This is a genomic window from Bradyrhizobium sp. Leo114 (genome assembly GCF_055229415.2).
In genome coordinates this window covers 19,961-45,382 of the sequence record NZ_JBUYEN020000019.1, presented here as the reverse complement: position 1 = coordinate 45,382, position 25,422 = coordinate 19,961, and the positions used below count along the sequence as shown (strand labels likewise).

General features: G+C 63.9%; 17 protein-coding genes. 13 read left to right on the top strand and 4 right to left on the bottom strand.

Annotation, left to right across the window (positions count from 1 at the left end; genetic code table 11):
• Positions 1-224: 224 nt before the first annotated feature.
• From ACZIRK_RS23165 to ACZIRK_RS23155, 3 genes are all read left to right on the top strand, one after another.
• Complete coding sequence (locus ACZIRK_RS23165; RefSeq protein WP_463328153.1) at positions 225-6,581, top strand: amino acid adenylation domain-containing protein; 6,357 nt, start codon at positions 225-227, stop codon at positions 6,579-6,581.
• A 125-nt stretch (positions 6,582-6,706) separates the two neighbouring features.
• Positions 6,707-6,895, top strand: coding sequence for a hypothetical protein (locus ACZIRK_RS23160; protein WP_035688766.1), 189 nt, complete (start codon positions 6,707-6,709; stop codon positions 6,893-6,895).
• Between the two features lie 140 nt (positions 6,896-7,035).
• The gene (locus tag ACZIRK_RS23155) at positions 7,036-8,016 is read left to right on the top strand and encodes an LLM class flavin-dependent oxidoreductase (protein ID WP_130222870.1); all 981 of its coding nucleotides are present in this window, start codon (positions 7,036-7,038) and stop codon (positions 8,014-8,016) included.
• Positions 8,017-8,128: 112 nt separating this feature from the next.
• Here ACZIRK_RS23155 and ACZIRK_RS23150 read toward each other — a convergent pair whose 3' ends face one another.
• Positions 8,129-8,356, bottom strand: coding sequence for a hypothetical protein (locus ACZIRK_RS23150; RefSeq protein WP_028161720.1), 228 nt, complete (start codon positions 8,354-8,356; stop codon positions 8,129-8,131).
• 155 nt (positions 8,357-8,511) lie between these two features.
• Between ACZIRK_RS23150 and ACZIRK_RS23145 the strand changes: the two genes are divergently transcribed.
• Positions 8,512-8,856, top strand: coding sequence for a cupin domain-containing protein (locus tag ACZIRK_RS23145; protein WP_130222868.1), 345 nt, complete (start codon positions 8,512-8,514; stop codon positions 8,854-8,856).
• Positions 8,857-8,893: 37 nt separating this feature from the next.
• Here the strand turns inward: ACZIRK_RS23145 and ACZIRK_RS23140 are convergent, their stop codons facing one another.
• Complete coding sequence (locus tag ACZIRK_RS23140; protein ID WP_130222866.1) at positions 8,894-10,372, bottom strand: GH1 family beta-glucosidase; 1,479 nt, start codon at positions 10,370-10,372, stop codon at positions 8,894-8,896.
• Complete coding sequence (locus ACZIRK_RS23135) at positions 10,362-11,375, bottom strand: glycoside hydrolase family 16 protein (RefSeq protein ID WP_130222864.1); 1,014 nt, start codon at positions 11,373-11,375, stop codon at positions 10,362-10,364. The genes ACZIRK_RS23140 and ACZIRK_RS23135 overlap by 11 nt, the downstream gene beginning before the upstream one ends.
• 227 nt (positions 11,376-11,602) lie before the next feature.
• Between ACZIRK_RS23135 and ACZIRK_RS23130 the strand changes: the two genes are divergently transcribed.
• From ACZIRK_RS23130 to ACZIRK_RS23115, 4 genes are all read left to right on the top strand, one after another.
• Positions 11,603-13,195 (top strand): EAL domain-containing protein, encoded by a 1,593-nt coding sequence (locus ACZIRK_RS23130; protein WP_463328152.1) that lies wholly within the window; start codon positions 11,603-11,605, stop codon positions 13,193-13,195.
• Positions 13,196-13,284: 89 nt separating this feature from the next.
• Positions 13,285-14,928 (top strand): phosphoglucomutase (alpha-D-glucose-1,6-bisphosphate-dependent), encoded by a 1,644-nt coding sequence (gene pgm, locus ACZIRK_RS23125; RefSeq protein WP_130222860.1) that lies wholly within the window; start codon positions 13,285-13,287, stop codon positions 14,926-14,928.
• An 18-nt stretch (positions 14,929-14,946) separates the two neighbouring features.
• Positions 14,947-15,903 carry an NAD-dependent epimerase/dehydratase family protein gene (locus ACZIRK_RS23120; protein WP_130222858.1) on the top strand — a complete coding sequence of 319 codons (957 nt, stop codon included), beginning with the start codon at positions 14,947-14,949 and terminating at the stop codon, positions 15,901-15,903.
• Positions 15,896-16,774 carry a dihydrodipicolinate synthase family protein gene (locus ACZIRK_RS23115; protein WP_130222856.1) on the top strand — a complete coding sequence of 293 codons (879 nt, stop codon included), beginning with the start codon at positions 15,896-15,898 and terminating at the stop codon, positions 16,772-16,774. The genes ACZIRK_RS23120 and ACZIRK_RS23115 overlap by 8 nt, the downstream gene beginning before the upstream one ends.
• Before the next feature lie 667 nt (positions 16,775-17,441).
• Here the strand turns inward: ACZIRK_RS23115 and ftsH are convergent.
• Complete coding sequence (gene ftsH, locus ACZIRK_RS23110; RefSeq protein WP_130222852.1) at positions 17,442-19,286, bottom strand: ATP-dependent zinc metalloprotease FtsH; 1,845 nt, start codon at positions 19,284-19,286, stop codon at positions 17,442-17,444.
• A gap of 269 nt (positions 19,287-19,555) precedes the next feature.
• Between ftsH and ACZIRK_RS23105 the strand changes: the two genes are divergently transcribed.
• The 5 genes from ACZIRK_RS23105 to ACZIRK_RS23085 all read left to right on the top strand — a co-directional run bounded on the left by ACZIRK_RS23105 (position 19,556) and on the right by ACZIRK_RS23085 (position 25,365).
• The gene (locus ACZIRK_RS23105; protein WP_130223061.1) at positions 19,556-20,644 is read left to right on the top strand and encodes a S1C family serine protease; all 1,089 of its coding nucleotides are present in this window, start codon (positions 19,556-19,558) and stop codon (positions 20,642-20,644) included.
• A 146-nt stretch (positions 20,645-20,790) separates the two neighbouring features.
• The gene (locus ACZIRK_RS23100) at positions 20,791-23,115 is read left to right on the top strand and encodes a xanthine dehydrogenase family protein molybdopterin-binding subunit (RefSeq protein WP_130222850.1); all 2,325 of its coding nucleotides are present in this window, start codon (positions 20,791-20,793) and stop codon (positions 23,113-23,115) included.
• A gap of 219 nt (positions 23,116-23,334) precedes the next feature.
• Positions 23,335-23,949 carry a LemA family protein gene (locus tag ACZIRK_RS23095; RefSeq protein WP_130222848.1) on the top strand — a complete coding sequence of 205 codons (615 nt, stop codon included), beginning with the start codon at positions 23,335-23,337 and terminating at the stop codon, positions 23,947-23,949.
• Between the two features lie 20 nt (positions 23,950-23,969).
• On the top strand, positions 23,970-24,866 hold the full coding sequence (locus tag ACZIRK_RS23090; RefSeq protein WP_130222846.1) for a TPM domain-containing protein: 897 nt from the start codon (positions 23,970-23,972) through the stop codon (positions 24,864-24,866).
• A gap of 1 nt (position 24,867) precedes the next feature.
• Positions 24,868-25,365 (top strand): TPM domain-containing protein, encoded by a 498-nt coding sequence (locus ACZIRK_RS23085; protein ID WP_130222844.1) that lies wholly within the window; start codon positions 24,868-24,870, stop codon positions 25,363-25,365.
• The last annotated feature ends 57 nt before the right edge of the window (positions 25,366-25,422 follow it).

The window sequence follows — 25,422 nt, the reverse complement described above, 5'->3', positions numbered from 1 at the left end:
ATCTCAGGAGAAAGGACGTGTCTCCGTTCGGTTGCGCACATTTTGGGGACTTTTGCCCGACCTCGGTCTGGACGGATCTGCGAAGTTCGAGAACAATAGCTCAACTCGAGCAAAAAGGCACGAGCTTGTCGGACATCGCAGCCACACCGTCGCAAGGATCGGCCGGCCGCAGCACCGGAGGCCAAGCCGTTTCGTGCATCCAGGCCTTTTCGAGCATCGGCGATATGCTGGATTTTTATTCCCGCAATGCGCCCGATCGGCCTGCGGTGCTTGCTCCCGGGCGGGACGCGGTGACCTATGCCGGGCTTGCCGCGCGCACCAGTGAGACCGTCCATCAATTGCGCAGGCTCGGCATCGCTCAGGCCGATCGCGTCGCCGTGGTATTGCCGCGGGGCGTCGATAACGCGCTGGCCCTCATTGCGGTCGCAACAGCAGCCGTCTGCATCCCGGTCAATCCGGACCTGACCGGGGATGAATTTCAGCGCTATTTCAGCGAGCTGGAGCTTGCCGCTCTCGTCACGTCTACGGAAGCGGGGTCTGCAAGCCGGGCCGCCGCGCACGCGCTGGGGGTTGCTGTGATCGATCTGTCGCCCCGGGGCGGCCAGGGTCTTGGCGCCTTCGAATTGGCAGGCCCGTCGGTTGGGCCTGCCGTTGTGGGCGGGGCTGCGCGCGGAGAGGATGATGCCTTTATCCTGCTGACCTCGGGCACGGCGTCTCGCCCTAAGATGGTGCCGCTGACACATGCGAGCGTGTGTCTTTCGGCCTACAATGCTGCGGTGGTCTTCGCGCTCGGGCCGCAGGATCGCCTGCTCAACATGCTGCCGCTGTTTCATGCGCATGCCCTGATATCCGGCCTGCTCACGGCGCTCGCGGCCGGATCGAGCGTTATCTGCACCGCGGGCTTCGACCCCGTTTCCTTCTTCGCCTGCCTGAAGGAGTTGAAGCCGACCTGGTATACTGCGGTGCCGACCATCCACCGCGCGCTGCTATCCGCTTCAGAGCATGACACAGAGATGACGCGGGGCTCTTCGCTGCGCGTGATCCGCTCGGCATCGGCTTCGCTGACCCCCGACATTCTCCAAGGGCTGGAAGCGCGGTTCGGCGTGCCCGTGATCGAGATCTACGGCATGACGGAAGGCGCATCCCAGATCGCCGCCAACCCTCGCCACCGGCGCAAGCCGGGCTCGGTCGGCCTGCCCGCCGGCCCCGAGATCGCGATCATGGATAATGAAGGCCGGCGGCTGCCGGCCGGCGAGCACGGCGAGATCGTGCTGCGCGGCCCGACCATCAGCCGGGGCTATTACAACGATCCCGAGGCGACCAGAGCCGCCTTCCGGGATGGCTGGTTCAGGACCGGCGACCTCGGCTATTTCGACCCCGACGGTTATCTGTTCATCGTCGGCCGCATCAAGGACGTCATCAACCGCGGCGGGCAGAAGATCTCGCCGTTGGAAGTGGAAGAGGCGTTGTTGGGCCACCCCGATGTGCTCGAGGCCGGCGTCTTCGGCATTCCGCACCAGAAGCTCGGCGAGACCGTCGGCGCAGCGATCGTGCTGCGGCCGCAGTCCGGCGCGACAGCGCATCAGCTTCGGCAATTCGCGCGGCAGCGGCTCGCCGCCTATAAGGTGCCTGGCCTGATCCGGATGGTTCAGGCGTTGCCGAAAGGGGCGAGCGGCAAACTCAAGCGAAGCGCGCTTGTCGAATTGGTGTCGGCCGGACCGGCAAGCGAGGACACCGAACACAAGCGTTTGCCTCGCTCCGAATTGGAGCGGCAATTGGCCGAGATCTGGGCGAGGCTCCTGGAGGTGGAGCGGGTCGGCGTCGATCAGGACGTCTTCGCGCTGGGCGCGGATTCGCTCGGCGTGACGCAAATGCTGTCGCGCCTGCGCGAACAATTCGGCGCTGATCTGTCGTTCAAGGAGATTTTCGAGGCGCCGACGGTCGCTGAGCTTGCCGGGCGACTGCAATCGGGCGCGGCGGGCCGCGACCTCGTGATGCCGGGATGGCGCAAGACCGCAACAGAGTCAGGCCGCGCGCCGCTCTCGTTCCAGCAGCAGCGGATGTACGTCCTCAGCCGGCTGGATAAGACCAAGTACAATTACAATGTCGTCGAAGTGGCGCGCCTGTCCGGCCGGCTCGACGTCGCCGCGTTCGAGGCTGGTATCGCAGCGCTTTGCGAGCGGCACGAGGTCTTGCGTTCGACCTTCTCCGAATGGCTGGGCGAGCCGGTGCAACGCGTCGATGCGGCGATGCCACGGCTCGAACACGTGGACTTGAAGGGATGCGCCAAGGGCGAGCGCGAAAGGGCGATCCGGCGGGAAGCCCTGAGATTGGCGCATCACCAATTCGATCTCGAACATGAACCGCCGCTCAAAGCCAGGCTGCTGCGCTTTGGTGCGACCGATCATGCGCTGCTGATCAACATCCATCACCTCGTCACCGACGGTTGGTCACAGCGGTTGTTCTGGCAGGAGCTTCAAGCGCATTATGCGGCAAGCCGCGCGGCCGCGTTGCCTCCGCTCGCGTTCCAATACCGCGACTTTGCCGCGTGGCAGCAGGATTGGGCGGCGACGTCGGCGGCAAAGGAGCAGTTGAGCTACTGGCGCAGGCAGCTTGATGGCGTCACCACGCTGCCGCTGCGCACCGATCGCCCACGCCCACAGATCTGGAGCGGGCGCGGCGCCCGGCATTACATCGAACTGCCGCAAGGCTTGTCGGCGCGGCTGAGGGCGCTGAGCCAGGCCAAGGGCGTCACGCCGTTCATGACGCTGCTCGCGGCGTTTCAATGCCTTCTCCATCGCTACACCGGCCACGACGATGTCGCGATCGGCTCGCTGATCGCGAACCGCAATCAGATCCAGACCGAACGCCTGATCGGGCTGTTCGCCAACACCGTGATCCTGCGAACCGACTGCTCCGGCGATCCGACCTTCGGCGAGCTATTGCGGCGGGTGCGGCATGTCACGCTCGACGCCTATCGCAACCAGGATCTGCCGATCGAGGAGGTGTTGCGGGCGCTGCAGGTGTCGCGCAGCCGCGACGGCAACCCGCTATTTCCGGTGATGTTCATCCTGCAAAGCGCTTCGATCGAGGCGGCGACGTTTCCGGACTTGTCGACGCAGCGCCTCGAGATCGATCCCCAGATTTCGCGCTTCGACGTCACGCTCGAGCTGGTCGAGGCCGATGGCCGTTTTTCGGGTTTCTTCGAATACAGCACCGACCTGTTCGACGCTTCGACGATTGCGGGAATGGCTGTGCATTTCGAGCGGCTCCTGAAAGCGGTCATTGCCGATCCCGAGGAGCGAATTTCGCGCCTGCCGCTGCTGTCGCCGGCAGAGCGCCGCCGCGCGCTGGCGGCTTGCAATGGGGTCGAAGCCGATTTCAGCGCCTTCGATCTCTGCGAGCGGTTCGACCAGCAGGTCGCGCGTGCGCCGGCAGCGGTCGCGGTCTCCGCAGGCGAGGTGCGTGTGAGCTACCGCGAGCTCGCCAGCCGCAGCGCGGCAATCGCCGCGCGGCTCGCGCAGGAGGATATCGGCGACGAGACGGTGGTCGCGCTATTCGCCGAGCGAAGCCCGGATCTGCTGGCTGCGATGCTCGCGGTACAGCGCGTCGGGGCGGCCTTTCTCTGCCTGGACCCGACCCAACCCGCTGCACGGCTGGCCGCGATTCTCGCATCCAGCGGGGCACACTTGATATTGGTCGGAGCAAGCAGCTCCTCGGCCTTGCAGGAAGTGCTTTCCAGCTCGCTTATTCAGCGCTCGATGCCCATCGTCCAGCTTGAGGGCCTGACCGCTGCCAATCCGGTAAAGCCGGCGCGGCGCACGCCATCGAATCTCGCCTATGTCATCTACACCTCCGGCTCGTCGGGGACGCCCAAGGGCGTGATGATCGAGCAGCGGGGATTGTCCAATCATCTCGCGTCCCTGATCTCCGAGCTTGGCCTGTCGTCCGCGGACGTCATCGCGCAGACCGCGCCGCAGAGTTTCGTGATCTCGGTCTGGCAATTTCTCGCCGGTATCGTCGCCGGCGCACGCGTCCACATTTGTGCCGACGAGATCGTGCGCGATCCCGAACGGCTGGCGCAAGAAATCGAGCGGGCAGGGGTCACGGTGCTGCAGATCGTGCCGTCGCTGCTGCGGGTTATCCTTGAACAAGCCGACGAAGCGCCGGTGCGGCGCGCCTTCTCCCGACTGCGCCTCCTGATCTCGACCGGCGAGCCGCTCGCCGTCGATCTCTGCCGCGCCTGGTTTCGGCGGTTTCCCGAGGTGCCGTTGGTCGACGCCTACGGCGCATCGGAATGCTCCGATGACGTCGCGCTCTATCGCCTTACTGCGCCGCCGGCGCTCGCGACCAGCGTTCCGATCGGCCGCCCCTTGCCAAATACGCGCCTTTACGTGCTCGATCCGCATCTGCAGCCGGTGCCGGCCGGGATGGTGGGGGAGCTCTGCGTCGGCGGCGCCGGGGTCGGGCGCGGCTACATCAATGATCCCGGGCAGACGAATGCACGTTTCCTGTGCGACCCCTTTTCGCAAGATGCCGACGCGCGTTTGTATCGGACCGGCGATCTCGCCCGGCGCCGCTGCGACGGCACGATCGAATGCATGGAGCGCATCGACGATCAGGTCAAGATCCGCGGCTATCGGATCGAGCTGAAGGAGATCGAGCATGTTCTGCTTGATCATCCGGATATCCGTGCTGCCATCGTCGAGCCGCGCGACGCCGGCGGCGAGACCCGGCTGGTCGCGCACATCGTCGCGGCTCCGGGCAGCCGGCCGGATGCCGGTGCGCTACGCGATTTCCTCAAGAGCAGGCTGCCGGGCCACATGGTGCCCGCAGCCCTCCTGTTCCTTGAACGCATTCCGCTCAACAGTCACGGCAAGGTCGACCGTGCCGCGCTGAGGGGGGTACATCAATCCGAACCGAAGGCCAGCGGCGTGACGGCGCCGGCGCGACGCGGCACCGAGAAGACGCTGACCGATATCTGGATCGATCTGCTGAAAGTCCCCAGCATCGGCATCGCCGACAATTTCTTCGACCTTGGCGGCCATTCATTGTTGGCGGGCCAGGCGATGGCGCGTCTCGCGCGGGCGTTCGGGGTGTCGTTGCCGATCAAGACGATCTTCGAGGCGCCGACCGTAGAAGAACTCGCGCAGCGCATCGACGATGCGTTGGCAAGGAAACCGCAGCAGGTTCTGCCGATCATTCCGGATCTCGTGGAAACGGGCCCGCGCCTGCCGTCCATCGCGCAGGCCCAGATGCTCGGCATCGAGAGCGCGCTTCCGGGGCTTCCCCTGTTCAACCTGCCCTTTGCACTGCGGCTGCAGGGGCTGCTCGATCTCGCCGCACTAAAGAAAAGTCTTGGTGAGGTGATGCGCCGTCACGAGTCGCTGCGCACCGCCTTTGGCTGGGATGGCGACGAGCCTGCGCTCGTGATCACGCCGCCCGGCAAGCGCGCCGCGCCATTGAACGTTGAAGATCTGACGGTTCGGGCGCCGTCGGGCGACAGGCGCGCCAGCCAACTGCAATTAAGGAAGGCCATGCTTCGCGCCGAGCAGGAAGCCCGGACGCCATTTGAACTGACACGCGCGCCGTTATGGCGGGCGCGCCTGTTGCGATTGGGGCCGGACGACCATGTGCTGCTGCTCACGATTCACCACGCCATCGCCGATGGCTGGTCAATCGGAATCCTCTTTGACGAGATCTCGCAACGCTATGCGTCGCTCGTCGCTCGTCGTTCGGGACCGGCGCTGCAACCGGCGTTGCCGTTCTCCGATGCGGCGCGTCGTCAGCGCGGATGGTGTGCGACCGACGCTGCGGCGCAGCAGGCCAGTTATTGGAAGGAGAATTTGCGCGGCGCCACTCCGGTCTTTGGTGACATTGCCGGCGTCGCGCCGGCCCCACCTAGCGATCATCAGCCGGTGCGCCTGTCGGGCGATCTGGTCGCAGCGGCGACCGCCTTTGCAAGCCGAGAGAATGGCACGCTGTTCATGGCGCTGTTGGCCGGTCTGAAGACACTGCTCGCGATACAAACCGGCCGCGATGACATTTGCGTGGCCACTGCGATGGCCAATCGTTCCCGGCCTGACACCGAGCAAGTGATCGGACCGTTCGAGAACACCGTAATCGTCCGCACCCGCATCGATCCCGGCCTTTCGTTTCGACAGGCATTCGCCCGCGTGCGCGACAGCGTTCTCGAAGCCCATGCCCGACAGGAATTGCCCTTCAACATTCTCGCCGCGCGGCTCGCAGAAACGGGCATCGATCCAGCCTCCCTGATCCAGGTCTACTTCACCTTGCAGAATCCGCTGCGCCAGCCGCTGAAGTTTTCGGATGTGAAGATACGCACGCTTGGAAGCGCCTACCGCGAAGGACAGCCCGTGCTGCCGGTCAATCAGACCTGGCTCTCGCTGATGCTGAAGGAGCGGCAGACTGGCATCACCGGCTCGTGCAGTTACAAGCGCGAGCTGTTCGGACACCATGTGATTCCACAATGGATGGAGGATCTTGTTGTGATCCTCACGCGTGCTGCAGCGCAGCCTGATGCGCCGTTGCAACGTTTGCTCCGTCGCCGCGCCGCATGAGATGCGCAGGCGTCGATTACTCCAGGCTGTAACGAGTGAGAAAACTACCTTGATTATTTGTCGCTTCGCGAGCAACATCGTTCCCGCGCCTGGCAAGGGGCGGCGGGAAACCCGGGGTATTTACTATGGGATTTGTTCCGTATCTTGATTTCGATAAGCTGACACCCGACGAAAAGAAAAGTCTGAGGGATCTGCTCAAGCGCGAGCGGGATCAGCTCAGAGATGCGTTGGCCCTCACGGAAAAGGGCTTGGCGAAGTTAGGCAAGGCCGCCAAAGCCAAGAAGGCCAAAAAGAAGAAAAAGAAGAGCAGGTAGAAGCTGCGCGACATCGATGCCATGCGCGTCAGCGCGAGAGGCCGCCTTGCCATCCTGCATCGCGCCTGGCCGCTCGTGCGTGGCATTGGCGCGGCATTTTGGCGAACAAGCGCAGATCCCGATCGTCGGAGCTATCGGCGATGAAAGCCAGGCTCCGCGTATTCCCTGCCGTTTCGCGCAACCGCGATCCTGCAAAATATGCCGACGAGCTGATGCGGGTCGCGCATTTCGCCGACCGCAACGGCTTCGAAGGGATCTTGCTGTTTGCCGGCAATGACGTGTTCATCGAGCCGTGGTCGATGGCCCAGCATATCCTCGCGCGCACGCAACATTGTGCGCCGCTGATCGCGGTCAATCCGGTCTATCTGCATCCGTTCACCGCGGCAAAACTGATCTCCTCCTTTGCGCTGCTCTACGGCCGGAAAGTCTACCTCAACATGATCACGGGGACTGCGCTGAGCGATCTGCAGGGCCTGGGCGACGAGCAGTCCCACGCCGAGCGATATGCAAGGCTAGGCGAGTTCATCGCTGTGGTACGCCAATTGTTCGCGAGCACGCGGCCCGTTAGTTTCCGGGGCAGGTTCTACACCACGAATAACCTGCAGATCTGGCCGCGCCTGCCGAAGGAATTGATCCCGGAATTTCTGATCGCCGGCCAATCGGACGATGCCCGCCGCGTGGCGACGGAGATGCAATGTCTGATGATGCAGATGCTCCCGCCCGATCTCGAGCAGGGAATAAAGGCTCCCGGATTGAATTTTGGGATCTTTGCGAGGGAAAGCCGCGCGGAGGCGAGGCGGGCCGCAAAGCGTCGATTTCAGGACAGCGACGACAATCGCGAATTATTCAAGCTGACCATGGGGAACACCGATTCCGTCTGGAAGCGGCGGCTTGGCAACGATGAGCAGGACGGCGCGATCCGCGACAACGGCTATTGGCTGCTTCCATTCCTGACCTTCCAGGCGGATTGCCCGTATCTCGTGGGCAGCTATGCTGAGATCGGAGCGAAACTGCGCAGCTTCGCCGAGTTGGGCGTCGGCAATATCATCCTCGACGTGGTCGCGGACGAGCAGGAACTCGATCACGTCCGCAAGGCGCTTGCGCGCAGCGGGGTGTTCTGAATAACGGCGCCGATAAGGTGCAAATGAGTCGACGACTTCGCGAAGTCGAGCACCAGCGGCTTGCCGAGGCCGAGTCTGCGCTCGTCTGGAATCAATATCACCCCCGGAAACATCACTCGGTCGGGCGGCGTCCGGTACGCGGGTTGAGCGGGGCGGTCGCCGGTCGCCGCAGCGCCTCGGGAAGAAACGGTTCGTCCGGCGCGGGTGAGGGATCGGCCCGGACGTCGGCCGCAGTTTGCGCCCGTTCGTGGGGGCTTTGATTGTCCCTGAACTTCCGCTTCACGTCGACGCCGCTGACGGGATCGTTGACGCCATGCTGGATGTCCCTGGTGTCCGTCATGATGTGTCTCCTGGAAGATCGGCGCCTCCAGTTGAGAACGCCCGCGCTGGTCCGCTGTTCCCCTGGTTTCCGAGTCGGGAACACGCATCGTCGCAGGAACCTCTCGCCGGGCGCTTGCTTGATATCGAACAATCGATGACTCGGGAGCTGCAACCATGCACGACAGCACCGTCAAGAAAGTATCGGAAAAGACCTCGCCAAAGGGTGCGATGGGACAGACCTATCTGGTCTCGGGCAAGCGCGTCGCCATGCGGATGTGGAACAATGAGCGGCCGCAAACCGACCTGCCGCATCGACGCGATTACGAGACGGTTGGCTATGTGATCTCCGGCCACGCCGAACTGCTGTTGGAGGGGCAGACCATCAAGCTCGGCCCGGGCGACTCCTGGCTGGTGCCGGCCGACGCCGAGCACTGCTATCACATCATCGAGCCCTTCACTGCGATCGAGGCGACCTCGCCGCCGGCGCAGGTACATGGCCGCGATGAGATGATGCGATAGGCCGCAAGGCGGCGACGCGATCGGGGTCTCTGCACCTCTAGACCCCGATCGCGTTTTTTGCCACCACGTCGCGATAGAATTCCGCGCTCAGTTTCGGCACCCGCGCTTGCGTCTCGAAGTCCACCCGGTAGAGACCGAAGCGCTTCTCGTAGCCGAAGATCCACTCGAAATTGTCCATCAGGCTCCAAAGGAAATAGCCGCGCACCGGGACGCCCTCCGATGTCGCGCGCTGGAGCTGGGTCAGATAGTTGCGCAGATACATGATGCGGTCGAGATCGTAGACTTTGCCCTCGGCCGTAAGCTTGTCCTCGGATGAGGTGCCGTTCTCGCTGATATAGATGTTCTCGATGTTCCAGATCTTCGCCGCGAGCCTCGGCGCCCAATAGATCGTCTCGGGGCCGACCCGCAGCCATTCCGAATTCATGTGCGGGAACGAGGCCGGGAACGGCAGCACGTTGAAATGCGGCTTGCGGTCCGAGGCCGTGATGTAGAACTGCGGTGCGTAGATATTGAGCCCGACGAAATCGGTCGGCGAAGCGATGATCTTCAATTCCTCGGGCGTGAATTTGGGCGCATCGGCGCCGGCATATTCGAGGAAGCCCTCGGTATATTTGCCCTCCAGGATGACGCCGAGGAAGCCCGCGTTCAATTCGCGCGTGGCAATCTCGGCGGCGCGGATGTTCTCCGGTGTAGCGATCGCGGGCACGCAGGCGGCTATATTCTCGGCGACGCCGACCCTGGTGCCAGCGCGTCCCTTGGCGCGGATCGCCTGCACCGCAAGCCCATGGCCGAGCGCGACGTGATGGCGAACCTGGTTCAATTGCGCCGTCGGCAGTTTGAGCCCGGGCGCGTCGATGCCCCAGCCATAGCCGAAGTTGACGAAGCGGCCGGCCTCGTTGACGGTGAAGATGTTCTTCACCCGGTCGGTGATGCGCTCGGCTACATAAGCGGCGTAGTCGCCGAACGCCTTTGACGTCTCGCTCGATTGCCAACCACCGACGCGGTCCTCCAGCGCTTGCGGCAGGTCCCAATGGTAGAGCGTGGCATAGGGCTCGATGCCGTTCGCGAGCAATTCGTCGATCAGGCGGTTGTAGAAGTCGAGTCCTTTCGGGTTCGGCGCACCTGCACCTTCCGGAAACACCCGCGGCCAGGCGATCGAGAAGCGATAGGCCTTGACGCCGAGATCCCTGATCAGGGCCACGTCCTGCTTGTAGCGGTGATAGTGCTCGTTGGCGCGGTCGCCGTTGCTGTTGTCCTCGATCTTGCCGGGCGTGTGGCTGAATGTGTCCCAGATCGAGCGGCCGCGGCCGTCCTCGTTGACCGCGCCCTCGATCTGGTAGGACGAGGTCGCGGTGCCCCAGACAAAGCCGGCGGGAAACGGGCCGGGCGCGTGCGGGTTGGCGGCAGCGGCCCGAGTCACGTTGCTCTCTGCGGCAGCGGCCGGCGCCGCCGCGACGCCGAGCGCGGACATGCCCGCAAGCTTGGCGAAATGCCGGCGCGAAAATCTACCGAACATCGGTCACTCCGGTGGGGTTGGCGTCGATCTGATAGACCGAGATCCGGTCGATCTCGAAGGCGATCCTCGTGGGCGAACTGGCATCGACGAAGCCGACGCCGAGAAAGAATTTCGATCCCATCGCAAGATTGACGATCATGTACATGGGATCGTCGTATCCGATGGGGACCCCGATGTCGGACACCGGCTTGCGGTCGATGAAGTAGATCAGCCGATCTTCTTCCCACAGCACACCGTAATTGTGGAAGTCGGAGTCCGCGCCGGGCACGGTGAAATCAAACCCGCAGGACTGGATGCGCTGGGTCGACGGAAGCCGCCAATGCGTCGTCATCACGATGTCGCCGGGCCGCTCGCCTCGTCCTTCCACGACGTCGATTTCCGGAGGCCAGCCACCGTCGTCGGCGAGCATCCAGAACGCCGGCCACACGCCGCGGCCCAGTGGGATCTTCGCGCGAATTTCGAAGTAGCCGTATTTCTGCGAGAACTTGCCCTGCGTCGTCAGGATGCCCGAGATGTATTCATTGTCGAATAGCGCCGGCTTCAGATCGGGCGGCGTGCGGCTGGCGACGATCGACAGCACGCCATTGTGAACCCCGAACGGGTCAAGTCCCAGCGGGGTGTTCATTCGGCCGCCATAGCGGGGATCGACATAGATCTGCTGCTCGCCATTGGCGCTGGTCTTGCGTTTGAAATCGGAGCCGTCGCCGCCCCAATAGCGGGCCTCCGGCCACGCCGCCCCGCCGGCATAATGCGGCACCCACCTTCCGTCCGCCAGCGGATGTTCGTTGAAGTCGTCGCTGAACGTCCGGTGCAGCGACCGGAAGGTCAGCGACATCGGCGGTTGATCTTCGACGCGGCGGCACTCAATGGTCGTGGGATCGGTCGTCACCTGCAAAGTGAGCGCCGCCGGCGCTGCTGCGAGATCGTCCTGGGCGAGGGCGGGCGCCGTCATGGCGATGTAACCGATCGCGAGCAGAACTCTCGGGGTCAATTCGCCGATCATCTCCGGCCTGCAAAGGGTAGGTTAATCCACGTTAACCTTTCGCGCGGCCGCCGGGCAAGTCCGCGTGTGGGTGCGGGCCACCGTACTGGACTGTAACGCAGCGGTGATCGTGGCAGCGGTTCCCGTTAACCTGATGTCAACGATCCAAGCAAGCGGCGCTTCAACCGAATCTTAGCGGTTTCTACTCGTATAGTGTGTCGATCGTCCCGGGGTGTGTGCGTGCGTTCATGATGCGGCGATGGCCCTATCTGGCCAGGAGTGCGCTGGTCGCGGCCAGCGTGGCTGCCTTTGCGGTGGGCGGACATTTTGTCGCGACCACTGCGATCGACACGCAGCAAGCCAAGCAGCTTGAGGAATTGGCCAATATCGCGCTGCGACGCTCCGAAGTCGCGGTGGATTTCAGCGTTGCCACGCTCAATGACGTCATGCAGCGCGGTCCGATGACCTGCGATGCCGCTTCCCTCCAGGCCGTCCGCCTCAAGGTCTATCAGCGCTCCCAGGTCAAGGACATCCGCCTCGTCAACCGGGAAGGATCGGTGATCTGCTCCGCTTATTCGGAGACGCTCGAGTTCGACAATGAATGGGTCACGCGGCCGCGCATGCTGCAGACCGCCGATCACAGCCTCCTGCTGTTTCGGGTCGACCAGATCAATGGCGTCGCGCTCGGCGTGTTGAAGGACATCGACGCGCGGACGTCACTGGTCGCCATCCTCGGTGTCAGCGCTATCCTGTTCGACATCCTGCCCACGGAATTGCGCGACCACGGCGAGGTGATCGCCCAGCTCGACAACGGCGCCGATATCGGGCGATTTGCCGCCTCGCAGGTGTTGGATGCGACCGACGCCGTGACCTTCAGCAGCGCATCGCACCGCTATCCTTTGCGCGCACTGGTCCGGGTCGCGCCCGAAGCCCTGCGACGCTGGAACAGGGACGGCTATTGGCCGTCGATGCTGCTCGCCGCCGTGCTCGGCCTCGCTTTCGGCCTGTTGCTGACGCGGGCGGTGGCGCGCCTGGAAGGGCCGATTGCCGATATCGACCGCGCCCTGGCGCGGCACGAATTCAAGCCGTACTTCCAGCCGACCTTCGATCTGCGCACCGGCGCGATCGGGGGGTGCGAGGTACTGGCGCGTTGGGTGCACCGGGACGGCAGCGTCACGTCGCCGATGAATTTCATTCCGCTTGCCGAATCCAGTGGCCGCATCGAGGCGATCACCTGGCAGATCCTCGCACTGGCCTTGAAGGAGATGCGCCCGCGGCTCGCGGCGGACAAATATTTCAAGATGTCGGTCAACATCACCCCGCGCCATTTGCTCAGCGATGCCTTTGTCAACCGGCTGCGCCGCGAGGTCAGGGAAAGCGGCGTCTCGGCGCGCCAGATCGTGATCGAGGTGACCGAGCGCGAAGCATTTCCGGACCTCGAGAAGGCCGCCGCCGTCATCGAAGCGTTGCGTGAGCATGGTTTCAAGGTCGCGCTGGACGATGTCGGAGTCGGCCACAGCGGCCTGTCCCAGATCAAGCGGCTCGGGGTCAACACCATGAAGATCGACAAGTTCTTCGTCGATACCATCGTGCAGGATGGCTCGGCCGCGACCATCGTCGAGATGCTGGTACGGCTAGCGGCGAAGCTCAGGATGAACGTGATCGCCGAGGGCATCGAGACGGTCGAGCAGCGCCAGGCGCTGCTCCGTTGCGGCGTTGAGTGCGGCCAGGGCTACCTGGTGTCGCCGCCATTGCCCTATGCAAAGTTCGACGAATTCCTCGTCGCATATGAGGCCCGGATAGAGGCCGAGGCGGTCGTTCGGCAAGCCTCCGTCGCTTAGCGCCCGCCGCGCGTCGCATAACGCTTTGCCTGCAACCGGCTCGCGCCTATAGTGATGTCTCGAAGACAGCATTGGTCCTGAGAGGTCACGTGACTGCACCAAATCCTGCAGCAGGCAAGCCGGTCGATCCCGCTTCGCTTGCAAACCTCCCGCGGCTCGTCACGGCGTATTTTGCATCGAAGCCCGATCCGGCTGACGCCGCGCAACGCGTTTCCTTCGGAACCTCGGGACATCGCGGTTCCTCGCTGCGGAATTCCTTCAACGAGGATCATATCCTCGCGACCACGCAGGCAATCTGCGACTATCGCCGCGAGGCCGGGCTGACCGGGCCGCTGTTCATCGGTATCGACACCCACGCCCTGGCGGAACCGGCGCTGGCGAGCGCGGTCGAGGTGTTCGCCGCCAACGGCATCGAGATCATGGTCGACGAGCACGGCGGCTATACGCCGACGCCGGTCATCTCGCACGCGATCCTCACTTACAACAAGGGCAAGAGCTCCGGCTTAGCCGATGGCGTTGTCATCACGCCGTCACACAATCCGCCGGAAGACGGCGGCTACAAATACAACCCGCCGCATGGCGGGCCCGCGGATACCGACGTCACCGGCATCGTCGAGAAGAACGCCAACCGCTATCTGGAGGCCGGGCTGAAAGGCGTCGCGCGGATGACTTACGACCGCGCACGAAAGGCGCCATCGACGCATCTCTATGATTACGTGACGCCATATGTCGCCGATCTCGGCAACACGGTCGACCTCGCCCTGGTCAAATCCGCCGGCGTCAGGATCGGCATCGATCCGCTCGGCGGCGCGGCGGTGCATTTCTGGCAGCCGATCATCGAGCGTTATGGAATCGATGCGAGCGTGGTGAACGACGCGGTCGATCCGACCTTCCGCTTCATGACCGCGGACTGGGACGGCAAGATCCGCATGGATTGCTCTTCGCCTTACGCGATGGCGAGCCTGATCCAGATGCGCGAGAAGTTCGATGTCGCGTTCGCCAACGACACCGATGCTGATAGACATGGCATCGTGACGCGCTCGAACGGCTTGATGAACCCCAACCACTTCCTTGCGGTGTCGATCGCCTATCTGTTCGGTCACCGCCCGCAATGGAACGCGAACGCCGCGATCGGCAAGACCATCGTCTCCTCCTCGATCATCGATCGTGTGGCGAAGAAATTGAACCGCAAGCTGGTGGAGACGCCGGTCGGCTTCAAATGGTTCGTCGAGGGGCTTGGCACCGGCGCGTTCGGCTTCGCGGGCGAGGAGAGCGCCGGCGCCTCGTTCCTGAAGCGCGACGGCTCCGTGTGGACCACGGACAAGGACGGCATCATCTTAGGCTTGCTTGCGGCGGAAATGATCGCCAAAACCGGTCGCGACCCGAGCCAGCTCTTCGCCGATCTCACCGCCGAGCTCGGCGTGCCCTTCTATGAGCGCATCGACGTTGCGGCGACGCCGAAGCAGAAGAGCGCGCTCAAGGCCGTGGGTCCCGAGCAGTTCAACATGAAGGAGCTTGCGGGCGAGCCGGTGCGCACGGTCAGGACCAAAGCGCCGGGCAACGATCAGTCGTTCGGCGGCATCAAGGTCGAGACCGAGTCCGGGTGGTTCGCGGCGCGGCCCTCGGGTACCGAGGACGTCTACAAGATCTACGCCGAGAGCTTCCGCGGGGAGGATCACCTGAAGCGGATCCAGGACGACGCGCAGGCGGCAATCGCGAAAGTTTTCGGATAGGGGCCTGCCGTCATCGCCATGCGTATTCTGCTCACCGGTTCCTCCGGCTGGCTGGGGCGCTTCCTTGCGCCGAGACTGCGGCAAGCCGGCCATCACGTGATCGGCCTCGATATCGTCGCGGGCGAAGCGACCGATGTGATCGGCTCGGTTGCCGACCGCGCGGTCGTCGAGCGGGTGTTCGCCGATCACGCCATCGGGGCCGTGATCCATGCGGGCGCGCTGCACAAGCCCGATATCGCCCGCTTTTCTCCGCAAGCCTTTGTTGACGTCAACGTGTCGGGCACGCTGAATTTGCTGCAAGCGGCGGTCGCCGCGCGCCATGACCGCTTCATCTTCACCTCGACGACATCGTTGATGATCTCGCAGGCGATCAGGGAAGGCGAGGGGCATGCCGCGGTCTGGCTCGACGAGACTGCGGGCCCGCTCGAGCCGCGCAACATCTACGGCGTGACCAAGCTCGCCGCCGAGGGGCTATGCCGCATCTATAGCCGCGAGCACGGGCTGAACTGCGCCGTGCTGCGCACCAGCCGCTTCTTTCCGGAGGAGGACGACACCGAGCGCGGATTTTCCGGCGAGAATCTCAAGGCGAACGAATTCTTGCACCGCCGCCTCACCGTCGAGGACGCTGCGGACGCGCATCTGGCAGCGCTCGATAGGGCCAAGGGCTTCGAGATCTTCATCGTTAGTGCGCCGCCGCCTTTTGCGCCTACCGAGGTCGAAGCGCTGAAATCGGATGCAGCAAGCGTGATCGCGCGCCATTTCCCTGATGCGGCCGCGCTCTACGCCAAGCGGAATTGGCGCTTGCCGCGCAGCATCGGCCGCATTTACGATCCCGCCAAGGCCGAACGTCTGCTCGGCTTCCGAGCTCGAACCGGTTTCGCCGAGGTCCTCGACGCGCTGCGCCGCGGCGCGCCGCTTCCCTTCGCGCACGATCCCGACTATGTCTCGCCGTCCACGAGGTTGCAGCATGGCTGATTTCCACGGCGTCTTTCCCTATCTGGTCTCGCCGCTCGATCCTGCCGGCCATATACGCAGCGAGGTGCTGGGCCGGCTGTGCGATGATCTGATCAAAGCGGGCGTGCATGGACTGACGCCGCTCGGCTCGACCGGCGAATTCGCCTATCTCAACAATGCGCAACGCGCGCAGGTGGTGCAGACGACGATCGAGGCCGCTGACGGACGCGTGCCGGTCGTGGCCGGCGTGGCCTCGACCTCGACGGCGGATGCAGTCGCGCAGGCCAAGTCCTACCAGAAGCGCGGCGCCAGCGGCATTCTCGCGATTCTCGAAGCCTATTTTCCGCTGCCGGACGCGCAGGTCGAGTCGTACTTCCGCGCCATTGCCGACGCGGTCGACATTCCCGTCGTGATCTACACCAATCCGCAATTCCAGCGCTCGGACCTCACGCTCGACGTCATCGAGCGCCTCGCCGCCCATCCGCGCATCGGCTACATCAAGGATGCCTCGACCAACACCGGCCGGCTGTTGTCGATCATGAACCGCTGCGGCGACAACATCAAAGTGTTCTCGGCCTCCGCCCATATTCCCGCGGCCGTGATGCTGATTGGTGGCCTCGGCTGGATGGCGGGCCCCGCCTGCATCATCCCGCGGCAGAGCGTCGAGCTCTACAATCTCTGCCGCCGCAGCCGCTGGGACGAAGCGATGGCGCTGCAACGAAAGCTCTGGCGCATCAACGAGGCCTTTGCCCGTTTCAACCTCGCCGCCTGCATCAAGGCCGGCCTCTCGATCCAGGGCTACGACATCGGCGATCCCATCCCGCCCCAAGCGCCGCTGACGGATCAGCAGCGCAAAGTGGTGGAAGCTGCGCTGCAGGAACTTGGCTCTTAAGCGCCGCTCGCTCCACGTCATTGCGAGCGCAGCGAAGCAAACCACGTCTCGGCACGTGGTGAGATGGATTGCTTCGCTCCGCTCGCAATGACGAGTGGAGGTGCCGTAGGAGCATTCCCGATCGCGCTGGATTGAAGGAGCGTGATGAGAACGTTCGTTTTAAGGAGTCAACCAGCTCCCCACGTTTGCTGTGAAATAGAGGAATACAACCAGAAAGGATCCAGCCATGAAACTCGCAGCAATCATGCTGGCAGGTGCACTTGCTCTCTCGAGCACGGCAGCGCTGGCGCAGACAGCCGGAACTGCCGGCTACGGGTCGGTCGTCGGCCCATCAGTCGGATCGTACTATTGGCCATCGGTAGGTTCGACAAATGCAGTTCCCACTTGGAGGAACACGACAAACGCCGGGCCTCTGCCCGGTCGTCCGCAGTCGGATGGCGCACCGTTCGGTGCTTCCGCCGTTCGCAGGTAGCTACCTACGACTGCTACGTCGTCGCGATGCCGGTTGATGCGCCCTCTCCCTTTGTGGGAGAGGGGTGCTCCGGCGTCGGCAACGAACCCAACTGGGTGAGAGGTTCTCTCCATGCACACCTTCGCTCGGGGAGACAACCCCTCATCCGCCGCGCATTGCATGCGCGCCACCACAAGGGGAGAAGGACAGCACATCTCACACCGCCCTCAACGCTTCCTTCGGCGTCTCGCGGACCAGCGCTTCCAGGTCGCTCTGCTCCAGCGTCTCCTTCTCCAAGAGCTTCTTCGCTGCCCGATCGAGGATAGCACGCCGCGCGCTCAGGATGCCCTGCGTGCGCTGGAACACGCGCTCGACGATGTCGCGCACCTCGTGGTCGACCACAGCCGCAGTCTCTTCCGCATAGTCGCGTTCCGGCATGGGATAGGGCCGGTCGGCGCCGGCCAGGAAATTGCCGGGCTCGCGGTCATAGGCGATGCTGCCGAGCTTTTCCGACATGCCGTAGCGGGTCACCATGCTGCGGGCGATGTCGGTCACCCGGCGCAAATCGTCGGCAGCTCCAGTGGAGAGATGGTCGAACACGATCAGCTCGGCAACGCGGCCGCCGAGCAGCACCGCCATCTTGTTCTCCAGTTCCTCCTTCGTCATCAGGAAACGATCCTCGATCGGACGTTGAATGGTATAGCCGAGCGCACCGACGCCGCGCGGAATGATCGAGACCTTGTGCACGGGATCGACACCCGGCAGCGACAGCGCCACCAGCGCATGGCCCATCTCGTGATAGGCGACGATCTCGCGCTCCTTCGGATTGAGCAGCCGGTTGCGCTTTTCGAGCCCGGCCACCATGCGCTCGATCGCATTGGTGAAGTCGCTCATGGTGACGGCATCGCCGCCGCGGCGCGTCGCCAGCAGCGCGGCCTCGTTGACGAGGTTGGCGAGATCGGCGCCGGTGAATCCCGGCGTCAGCGCTGCGACCGCCTCGGGGTCGACGCCGGGGGCAAGTTTCACCTTCTTGATGTGGACCTTGAGGATGTCGATGCGTCCCTTCTTGTCGGGGCGGTCGACCAGCACCTGGCGGTCGAAGCGGCCGGCGCGGAGCAGCGCCGGGTCGAGGATTTCCGGCCGGTTGGTGGCGGCGAGGATCACGAGGCCGGAGCGTGAATCGAAGCCATCAAGCTCAACCAGGAGCTGGTTCAGCGTCTGCTCCTTTTCGTCATGGCCGCCGGCGAACGGGCCGATGCCGCGGGCGCGGCCGAGCGCATCGAGCTCGTCGATGAAGATGATCGCGGGCGCCTTCTGGTGCGCCTGCTGGAACAGGTCGCGCACGCGCGCCGCACCGACGCCGACGAACATCTCAACGAATTCGGAGCCGGAGATCGAGAAGAACGGCACCTTGGCCTCGCCGGCGACCGCCTTGGCGAGCAGCGTCTTGCCGGTGCCGGGCGGGCCGACCAGCAGCACGCCCTTGGGCATGCGCCCGCCGAGCCGGCCGTACTCGGTCGGATTCTTCAGGAAGTCGACCACCTCGCGCAGTTCGTCCTTGGCTTCGTCGACGCCGGCGACATCGCTGAAATTCACGCCGGTATCGGCTTCGACATAGATCTTGGCCTTGCTCTTTCCGATCGACATCAGCCCGCCGCCGAGGCCTCCGCCTTGCGCGGCGCGCCTGGCGATGAACCACCACAGGCCGAAGAACAACAGCACCGGCATGATCCACGAGAGCAGATCGCGCAGGAAGGTGCTCTCGATCTGTCCGGTGAAGCGGACGTTATATTTCTCGAGTTGTTGCGCGACCTCCGGATCGACGCGCGTGGTGATGAACTGCTTCTGTCCGCCGGGCAGCGGCTCCTTCAAGGTGCCCTGAAGTGTGCGGTCGGAGATGCCGACGCTCTCGATTTTTCCCTCGCGCAGCAATTGCTGATATTCGCTGTAGGGGATGGCAGCGATCTTGCTGGCGCTGATATAGACGTACTGAACAAGCAGGATACCGAATATCGCCGCAATTGCGTATCCGATATTGAAACGCATCTTGTTGTTGTTCATGACCGCCCTCCGATCAACACCGATATGGGCCGCTCCAAGCGTCGGTCCCGATAGCCTTGGATGTGGGCCCTGGACGTGCCCGAGCGGGCGGCCGACACTCTAACATAATGGAACAACTAGCGCTCGGCGGCCGGGTTTCAACCCTCAGCGCGACAAATGGCGCTAGGTCGGGAAGGGTGAAGACGCGCTAATGCGACGTTGTGGTAACTTCAAGCACTAGAAACCTCCGGACAATTATCGCGTTTGGTTGCCGGGGAGATCAGATGCCGATGAATCGTCGCTATGTTGTTGTTCTCGCTGTAGTCGCGGCCATCCTGGCGGCTTTGACCCTCAGCAATATTCGCAATGCGCCGTGGACGAGTTCGGCCGCCCGCTCGGTCGAGCAGCGTGGCCCGCTCTCCGATGCCGAGCGCGCCAATATCGAGATCTTCGAGCGGGTCTCGCCTTCGGTCGTGCAGGTGGCGGCGCAGTCCGCCGCCAATCCGCTCAGTGAGGAGGCTGAAGGCGGCGGATCATCCGGAACCGGATTTGTCTGGGACAATGACGGTCATGTCGTCACCAATAACCACGTCGTGCAGGAGGCGAGCGCGCTCGCGATCCGCTTTGCCTCGGGCGAGGTGGCGCGCGCCGAGCTTGTCGGCACCGCGCCGAATTATGATCTGGCGGTGCTGCGGATCAGGGGCGCGCGCACGCTGCCGCCGCCGGTTGCGCTCGGCAGTTCGGCCGAGCTTAAGGTCGGGCAATTTGCGTTTGCGATCGGCAATCCGTTCGGCCTCGATCAATCCCTGACCAGCGGCATCATCAGCGCGCTCAAGCGCCGGCTTCCGACCTCCACCGGGCGCGAGATCGCCAACGTGATCCAGACCGATACCGCGATCAATCCTGGCAATTCGGGCGGGCCGCTGCTGGATTCTGCCGGAAGGCTGATCGGCGTGACGACGGCGATCCTCTCGCCGTCGGGATCGAACGCCGGCATCGGCTTTGCCGTTCCGGTCGATATCGTCAACCGCGTGGTCCCCGAACTGATCCGCAACGGTCGCGTGCCGACGCCGGGCATCGGCATTGTCGCCGCCAGCGAGGCGGTTGCCACTCGGCTGGGCACCGAGGGCGTGATCGTTGTGCGCACCGCGCCCGGTTCTCCGGCAGAGCGTGCCGGAATTCGCGGCGTCGATCTTTCTTCCGGCAATTTGGGCGACGTCATCACGGCGGCCGACGGCAAGCCGGTCCACCGCCTCTCCGACCTGACCGATCAACTCGAGCAGATCGGTGCCGGGAAGCCGGTGCGGCTCAGCCTGAAGCGCGGCTCGGAGACGCGCGATATCAATGTCGACATCGTCGACATCGGCCGCACGCAATAAAATTCCTGTCATTGGTCTGCGAGGGGGCATCCATGCTTCTCATGCGCCGGCGGGATGGCGCGTCTGCTCTCGTTCGCCGTCGGTTGTGTCGCGGCAAAAATCCGGTAAAACGCCCACCATCTTAAGAAGACTTGAAGGACGAACTGATGAACATTCTTCCCGGTAATTTGCGTTTCGGTGCGGGCCAGCCGGTCAAGCGTTTGGAGGACCAACGGCTGCTCACCGGGAAGGGACAGTTCATCGACGACAGGCCGGAAGAGGGCGCGTTGTGGCTGCATGTGCTGCGCTCGCCGCATGCCCATGCCAGGATCGTTTCGATCGATGCCAAGGCGGCCGCCGAAATGCCTGATGTCGTGGCGGTCTATACCGGCGCCGATCTCGTGGCAGATAACATCGGCACCATTCCGACGCTTGCGATCTTCAAGCGGCCGGACGGCTCGCCGATGACGGTGCCGCCGCGTCGCCTGCTCGCGCATGAAGTGGTGCGCTTTGCCGGTGAGCCGGTTGCGGTCGTGGTCGCAACCTCGCGCGTGCTGGCGCAGACCGCATCCGAAGCGATCGTGGTCGATTACGACGTGCTGCCCTCGGTGGTCGATCCGGTCGAGGCGATCAAGCCTGGTGCGCCTCTGGTGTGGCCGGATGCGCCCGACAATATCGTCGCCGCCATGAGCTATGGCGATGCCGCCAAGGTCGAGGAAGCCTTCGCGAAGGCAGACCATGTCGTCTCGCTCGATCTCGTCAGCCAGCGCCTGGTGCCATCGGCGATGGAGCCGCGCTCGACCATTGCCGAGATCGAGAAGAAGACCGGCCGCCTGATCCTGCATGTCCAATCGCAAACTCCGGGCTCGACCCGCGACGTGCTGGCGGAAGCGATTCTGAAGCGGCCGAAGGAAAGCGTCCGCGTGCTGGTCGGCGATATCGGCGGCGGCTTTGGGCAGAAGACCAATCTCTATCCGGAAGACGGCATCGTCGCCTATGCCGCCACCAAGCTGAACAAGAAGATCCGCTGGCGCGGCGACCGCACCGACGATTTCGTCGGCGGCACCCATGGCCGCGACCTCACCTCGACCGGCGAGTTCGCGCTCGATGCCAAGGGCCGCGTGCTTGCCTATCGCGTCCGCTCGATCGGCGGCACCGGCGCCTATTCCACGGGCGCGGGCAACATCATTCCGCTGGTGCTCGGGCCGTTCGTGCAGACCGGCGTCTACGATCTGCCGCTGGTGCATTTCGAGGTGAAGTCGGTGATGACCCACACCGCGCCGGTCGGCGCCTATCGCGGCGCGGGCCGGCCGGAAGCGGTGTTCATCGTTGAGCGTCTGTTCGACGCCGCCGCGCGCCAGATCGGCATGGACCCGCGCACCATCCGCAAAGTCAACTACATCAAGCCGGCGCAACTGCCCTACACCAATGCGGTCGGCCAGGTCTATGACTCCGGCGCGTTCGCACACATGCTGGAGCGCGCCTCCGATCTCGCCGATTGGAACGGCTTTACCGCGCGCAAGAAGGCCGCCAAGAAGAAGGGCTTGCTCTACGGCCGCGGCTTGACCAGCTACATCGAGTGGACGGGCGGCCGCGCGCACACCGAAAAGGTCAGCCTGCATGCGACCGCGGAGGGGCGCATCATCCTGCATTCCGGCACCATGGCGATGGGGCAGGGCCTGCAGACCACCTATACCCAGATGATCTCGGATACGCTCGGCATTCCCCTGGACAAGATCGACGTCGTGCAGGGCGACACGGATCTGGCCACCGGTTTCGGCAGCGTCGGCTCGCGCTCGCTGTTCGTCGGCGGCACGGCCGTGGCTGTCTCGACCAACGACATGATCAACAAGGCGCGTGAGAAGGCGTCCAACGCGCTCGAAGCCTCCGTCGAGGATATCGAATACCGCGACGGTTTCCTCACCGTGGTCGGCACCGACAAGCGCGTCAGCCTGTTCGAAATCGCCAAGAAGGAAGACGGCGCGCGGCTCTCGGTCGACAGCCAGGGCGAGGTTGACGGCCCGAGCTGGCCGAACGGCACGCATATCTGTGAGGTCGAGATCGATCCGGAAACCGGCGTCACGCGTGTGGTGCGCTACACCACGGTCGACGACGTCGGCATCGCCGTCAATCCGATGCTGGTCACAGGCCAGATTCATGGCGGCGTCGCGCAGGGCATCGGGCAGGCGCTCTATGAGGGCGTCGCCTATAGCGAGGAAGGCCAGCTCCTGACTGCGACCTATCAGGATTATTGCGTGCCGCGCGCAGCCGATGTGCCGCCGATCGTGGTCACGCTCGATCCGTCCGCGCCGTGCAAGACCAATCCGCTCGGCGCCAAGGGCTGCGGCGAATCCGGCGCGATCGGCGGGCCGCCCTGTATCGCCAACGGCGTGATGGACGCGCTGAGCGAGCTTGGCATCACGAAGCTCAACACTCCGCTGACGCCGGCAAAGATCTGGCAAGCGATCCGGGACGCGAAGGCGACGTCTTAAGCTCCGCTCGGTCCGCTTGTCATTCCGGGGCGCGCGCAGCGCGAACCCGGAATCCATCATGCCGCACTAGCGGTGAAATGGATTCTCTGATGTGCAATTGCACATCATAGCTCGCGACTTCGTCGCGCCCCGTAATGACGAAACCACGAATGACGAAAAAACTGCAGTTACGACCCCGATCTGCTACTCTGGCGCGAACGCAGACCGGGGAGAGTTGCGATGCGGAAATTTTGGAGCGTGCTGGCGGCGCTGGCGACATTGAGCCTGACCAATTGCGGTTACAACGCGATCCAGTCCAATGACGAGCAGGTCAAGTCGAGCTGGTCGGAAGTGGTCAACCAGTATCAGCGCCGCGCCGATCTCGTGCCCAATCTCGTCAACACGGTGAAGGGTTTTGCGCAGCAGGAGAAGGACGTGCTGCTCGGCGTCACCAATGCGCGTGCCAAGGTCGGCAGCATCCAGGCGACGCCGGAAGTGCTGAACGATCCCGCCGCGTTCCAGAAGTTCACGCAGGCGCAGGGTGAACTCACGGGCGCGCTGTCACGGCTTCTAGTCGTGACCGAGAACTATCCCCAGCTCAAGTCGGACGCGCTGTTCCGCGATCTGGTGTCGCAGCTCGAAGGCACCGAGAACCGCATCACGGTGGCGCGCAACCGCTACATCAAGGCGGTGCAGGAATATAACGTCGGCATCCGCACCTTCCCGACCAACCTCACCGCGATGCTGTTCGGCTACAAGGAGAGGCCGAACTTTACGGTCGAAAACGAGAGAGAGATTTCGGTGGCGCCGAAGGTCGACTTCAATCCATCGCCTTCGCCGGCGCCAGCGAAATAATTCAACGCGATCCGCTTCCGATGAATGCTGCACGCGCCATCCTGCTTGCGCTGCTGGTGGGCTGGATTTTTCCAGCCTTCGCCGAAATCGCGGTGCCGCCGCTTACCGGCCGCGTCGTCGACACGACTGGCACGCTGTCATCGGGCGACATCGCCTCGCTGACGCAGACGCTCGAGGATCTCGAGAAACGCAAGGGCAGCCAGATCGCGGTGCTGATCGTGCCGACCACGGGCGAAGAGACCATCGAGCAGTTCTCGATCCGCGTTGCTGAAGCCTGGAAGATCGGCCGCAGGAAAATCGACGACGGCGCGTTGCTCGTCATCGCCAAGAACGACCGCCATCTGCGCATCGAGGTCGGCTATGGCCTTGAAGGCGTGCTCACGGATGCGACCACAAGGCGCATCATCGACGAAGTCATCACGCCGAAATTCAAGACCGGCGACTTCGCTGGCGGCATCGCAGCCGGCATCAACCGGATGATCCGCCTTATCGACGGCGAACAGTTACCCGCGCCCGAGCCCGAACATTGGCAGGCGCCTAACCTCTTCGACCAGATCGATCCGTTCAATCCCTTCGTCATCGTCGGAATCTTCGTGCTGGGCTCCTTTCTGCGCACGATGCTCGGGCGGCTACTCGGCGCCGCCGCCACCGGCGGCATCGTCGGCTTTTTCGCCTGGATGCTTGCAGGCTCAGTTGCCGCCGCGGTGCTGCTTGCCATCATCGCTGTGGTCGTCACCTTAGTCGCCGGTAGCTGGGGTTGGGGCGGTCCGGGCGGTTATCAGCGCGGCGGTTGGCCGGGCGGCGGCTATGGCGGCTCCTGGCCCGGCGGCGGCCGCGGCTCCCGCGACAATGGGGACGGCGGCTTCAGCGGCAGGGGCGGCAGCTTTGGCGGCGGCGGTGCATCGGGGAGCTGGTAGCATGGACATCCGGCGCATCGGCAGGCACCTCGTCGAACACCGCTGGCGGACGCGGCGTCTGTTTCCGCCGCGCGTGCTCGACGCAATCGAACAGGCGATCAAGGCGGGCGAAGCCACCCATTCCGGCCAGATCCGTTTCGTCGTTGAAGGTGCGCTCGACGGCGTGCCGTTGTTGCGCAATCAGTTGGCGCGCGAGCGCGCACTCGATGTGTTCGCGCATCTGCGCATCTGGGACACCGCACACAATAACGGCGTGTTGATCTACCTCCTGCTCGCCGACCGCGACGTCGAGATCGTCGCGGACCGCGGCATCCACGCCAAGGTGGGCGCGGACGGCTGGGAGGCGATTTGTCGCATAATGGAAGAAGATTTCCGTGCCGGCCATTTCGAGCGCGGCACGATCAAGGGCATCGAAGCCGTCTCACGCGAACTCGCCAGGCATTTCCCGCCGCAGGGCCGCGGCCCCAACGAACTGCCGGATGCGCCGGTGGTGATGTAAGTGGCGGTCATTCCGGGGCGCGAAGCGAACCCGGAATCCATTTCGCCACAGGTGTAT

What these genes read in the sequence shown, in the direction of transcription:
- ACZIRK_RS23165 (WP_463328153.1), top strand. Translation starts at nt 225, where the DNA reads ATGCTGGATTTTTATTCCCGCAATGCGCCCGATCGGCCTGCGGTGCTT.
- ACZIRK_RS23160 (WP_035688766.1), top strand. Translation starts at nt 6,707, where the DNA reads ATGGGATTTGTTCCGTATCTTGATTTCGATAAGCTGACACCCGACGAA.
- ACZIRK_RS23155 (WP_130222870.1), top strand. Translation starts at nt 7,036, where the DNA reads ATGAAAGCCAGGCTCCGCGTATTCCCTGCCGTTTCGCGCAACCGCGAT.
- ACZIRK_RS23150 (WP_028161720.1), bottom strand. Translation starts at nt 8,356, where the DNA reads ATGACGGACACCAGGGACATCCAGCATGGCGTCAACGATCCCGTCAGC.
- ACZIRK_RS23145 (WP_130222868.1), top strand. Translation starts at nt 8,512, where the DNA reads ATGCACGACAGCACCGTCAAGAAAGTATCGGAAAAGACCTCGCCAAAG.
- ACZIRK_RS23140 (WP_130222866.1), bottom strand. Translation starts at nt 10,372, where the DNA reads ATGTTCGGTAGATTTTCGCGCCGGCATTTCGCCAAGCTTGCGGGCATG.
- ACZIRK_RS23135 (WP_130222864.1), bottom strand. Translation starts at nt 11,375, where the DNA reads ATGATCGGCGAATTGACCCCGAGAGTTCTGCTCGCGATCGGTTACATC.
- ACZIRK_RS23130 (WP_463328152.1), top strand. Translation starts at nt 11,603, where the DNA reads ATGATGCGGCGATGGCCCTATCTGGCCAGGAGTGCGCTGGTCGCGGCC.
- ACZIRK_RS23120 (WP_130222858.1), top strand. Translation starts at nt 14,947, where the DNA reads ATGCGTATTCTGCTCACCGGTTCCTCCGGCTGGCTGGGGCGCTTCCTT.
- ACZIRK_RS23115 (WP_130222856.1), top strand. Translation starts at nt 15,896, where the DNA reads ATGGCTGATTTCCACGGCGTCTTTCCCTATCTGGTCTCGCCGCTCGAT.
- ftsH (WP_130222852.1), bottom strand. Translation starts at nt 19,286, where the DNA reads ATGAACAACAACAAGATGCGTTTCAATATCGGATACGCAATTGCGGCG.
- ACZIRK_RS23105 (WP_130223061.1), top strand. Translation starts at nt 19,556, where the DNA reads ATGAATCGTCGCTATGTTGTTGTTCTCGCTGTAGTCGCGGCCATCCTG.
- ACZIRK_RS23100 (WP_130222850.1), top strand. Translation starts at nt 20,791, where the DNA reads ATGAACATTCTTCCCGGTAATTTGCGTTTCGGTGCGGGCCAGCCGGTC.
- ACZIRK_RS23095 (WP_130222848.1), top strand. Translation starts at nt 23,335, where the DNA reads ATGCGGAAATTTTGGAGCGTGCTGGCGGCGCTGGCGACATTGAGCCTG.
- ACZIRK_RS23090 (WP_130222846.1), top strand. Translation starts at nt 23,970, where the DNA reads ATGAATGCTGCACGCGCCATCCTGCTTGCGCTGCTGGTGGGCTGGATT.
- ACZIRK_RS23085 (WP_130222844.1), top strand. Translation starts at nt 24,868, where the DNA reads ATGGACATCCGGCGCATCGGCAGGCACCTCGTCGAACACCGCTGGCGG.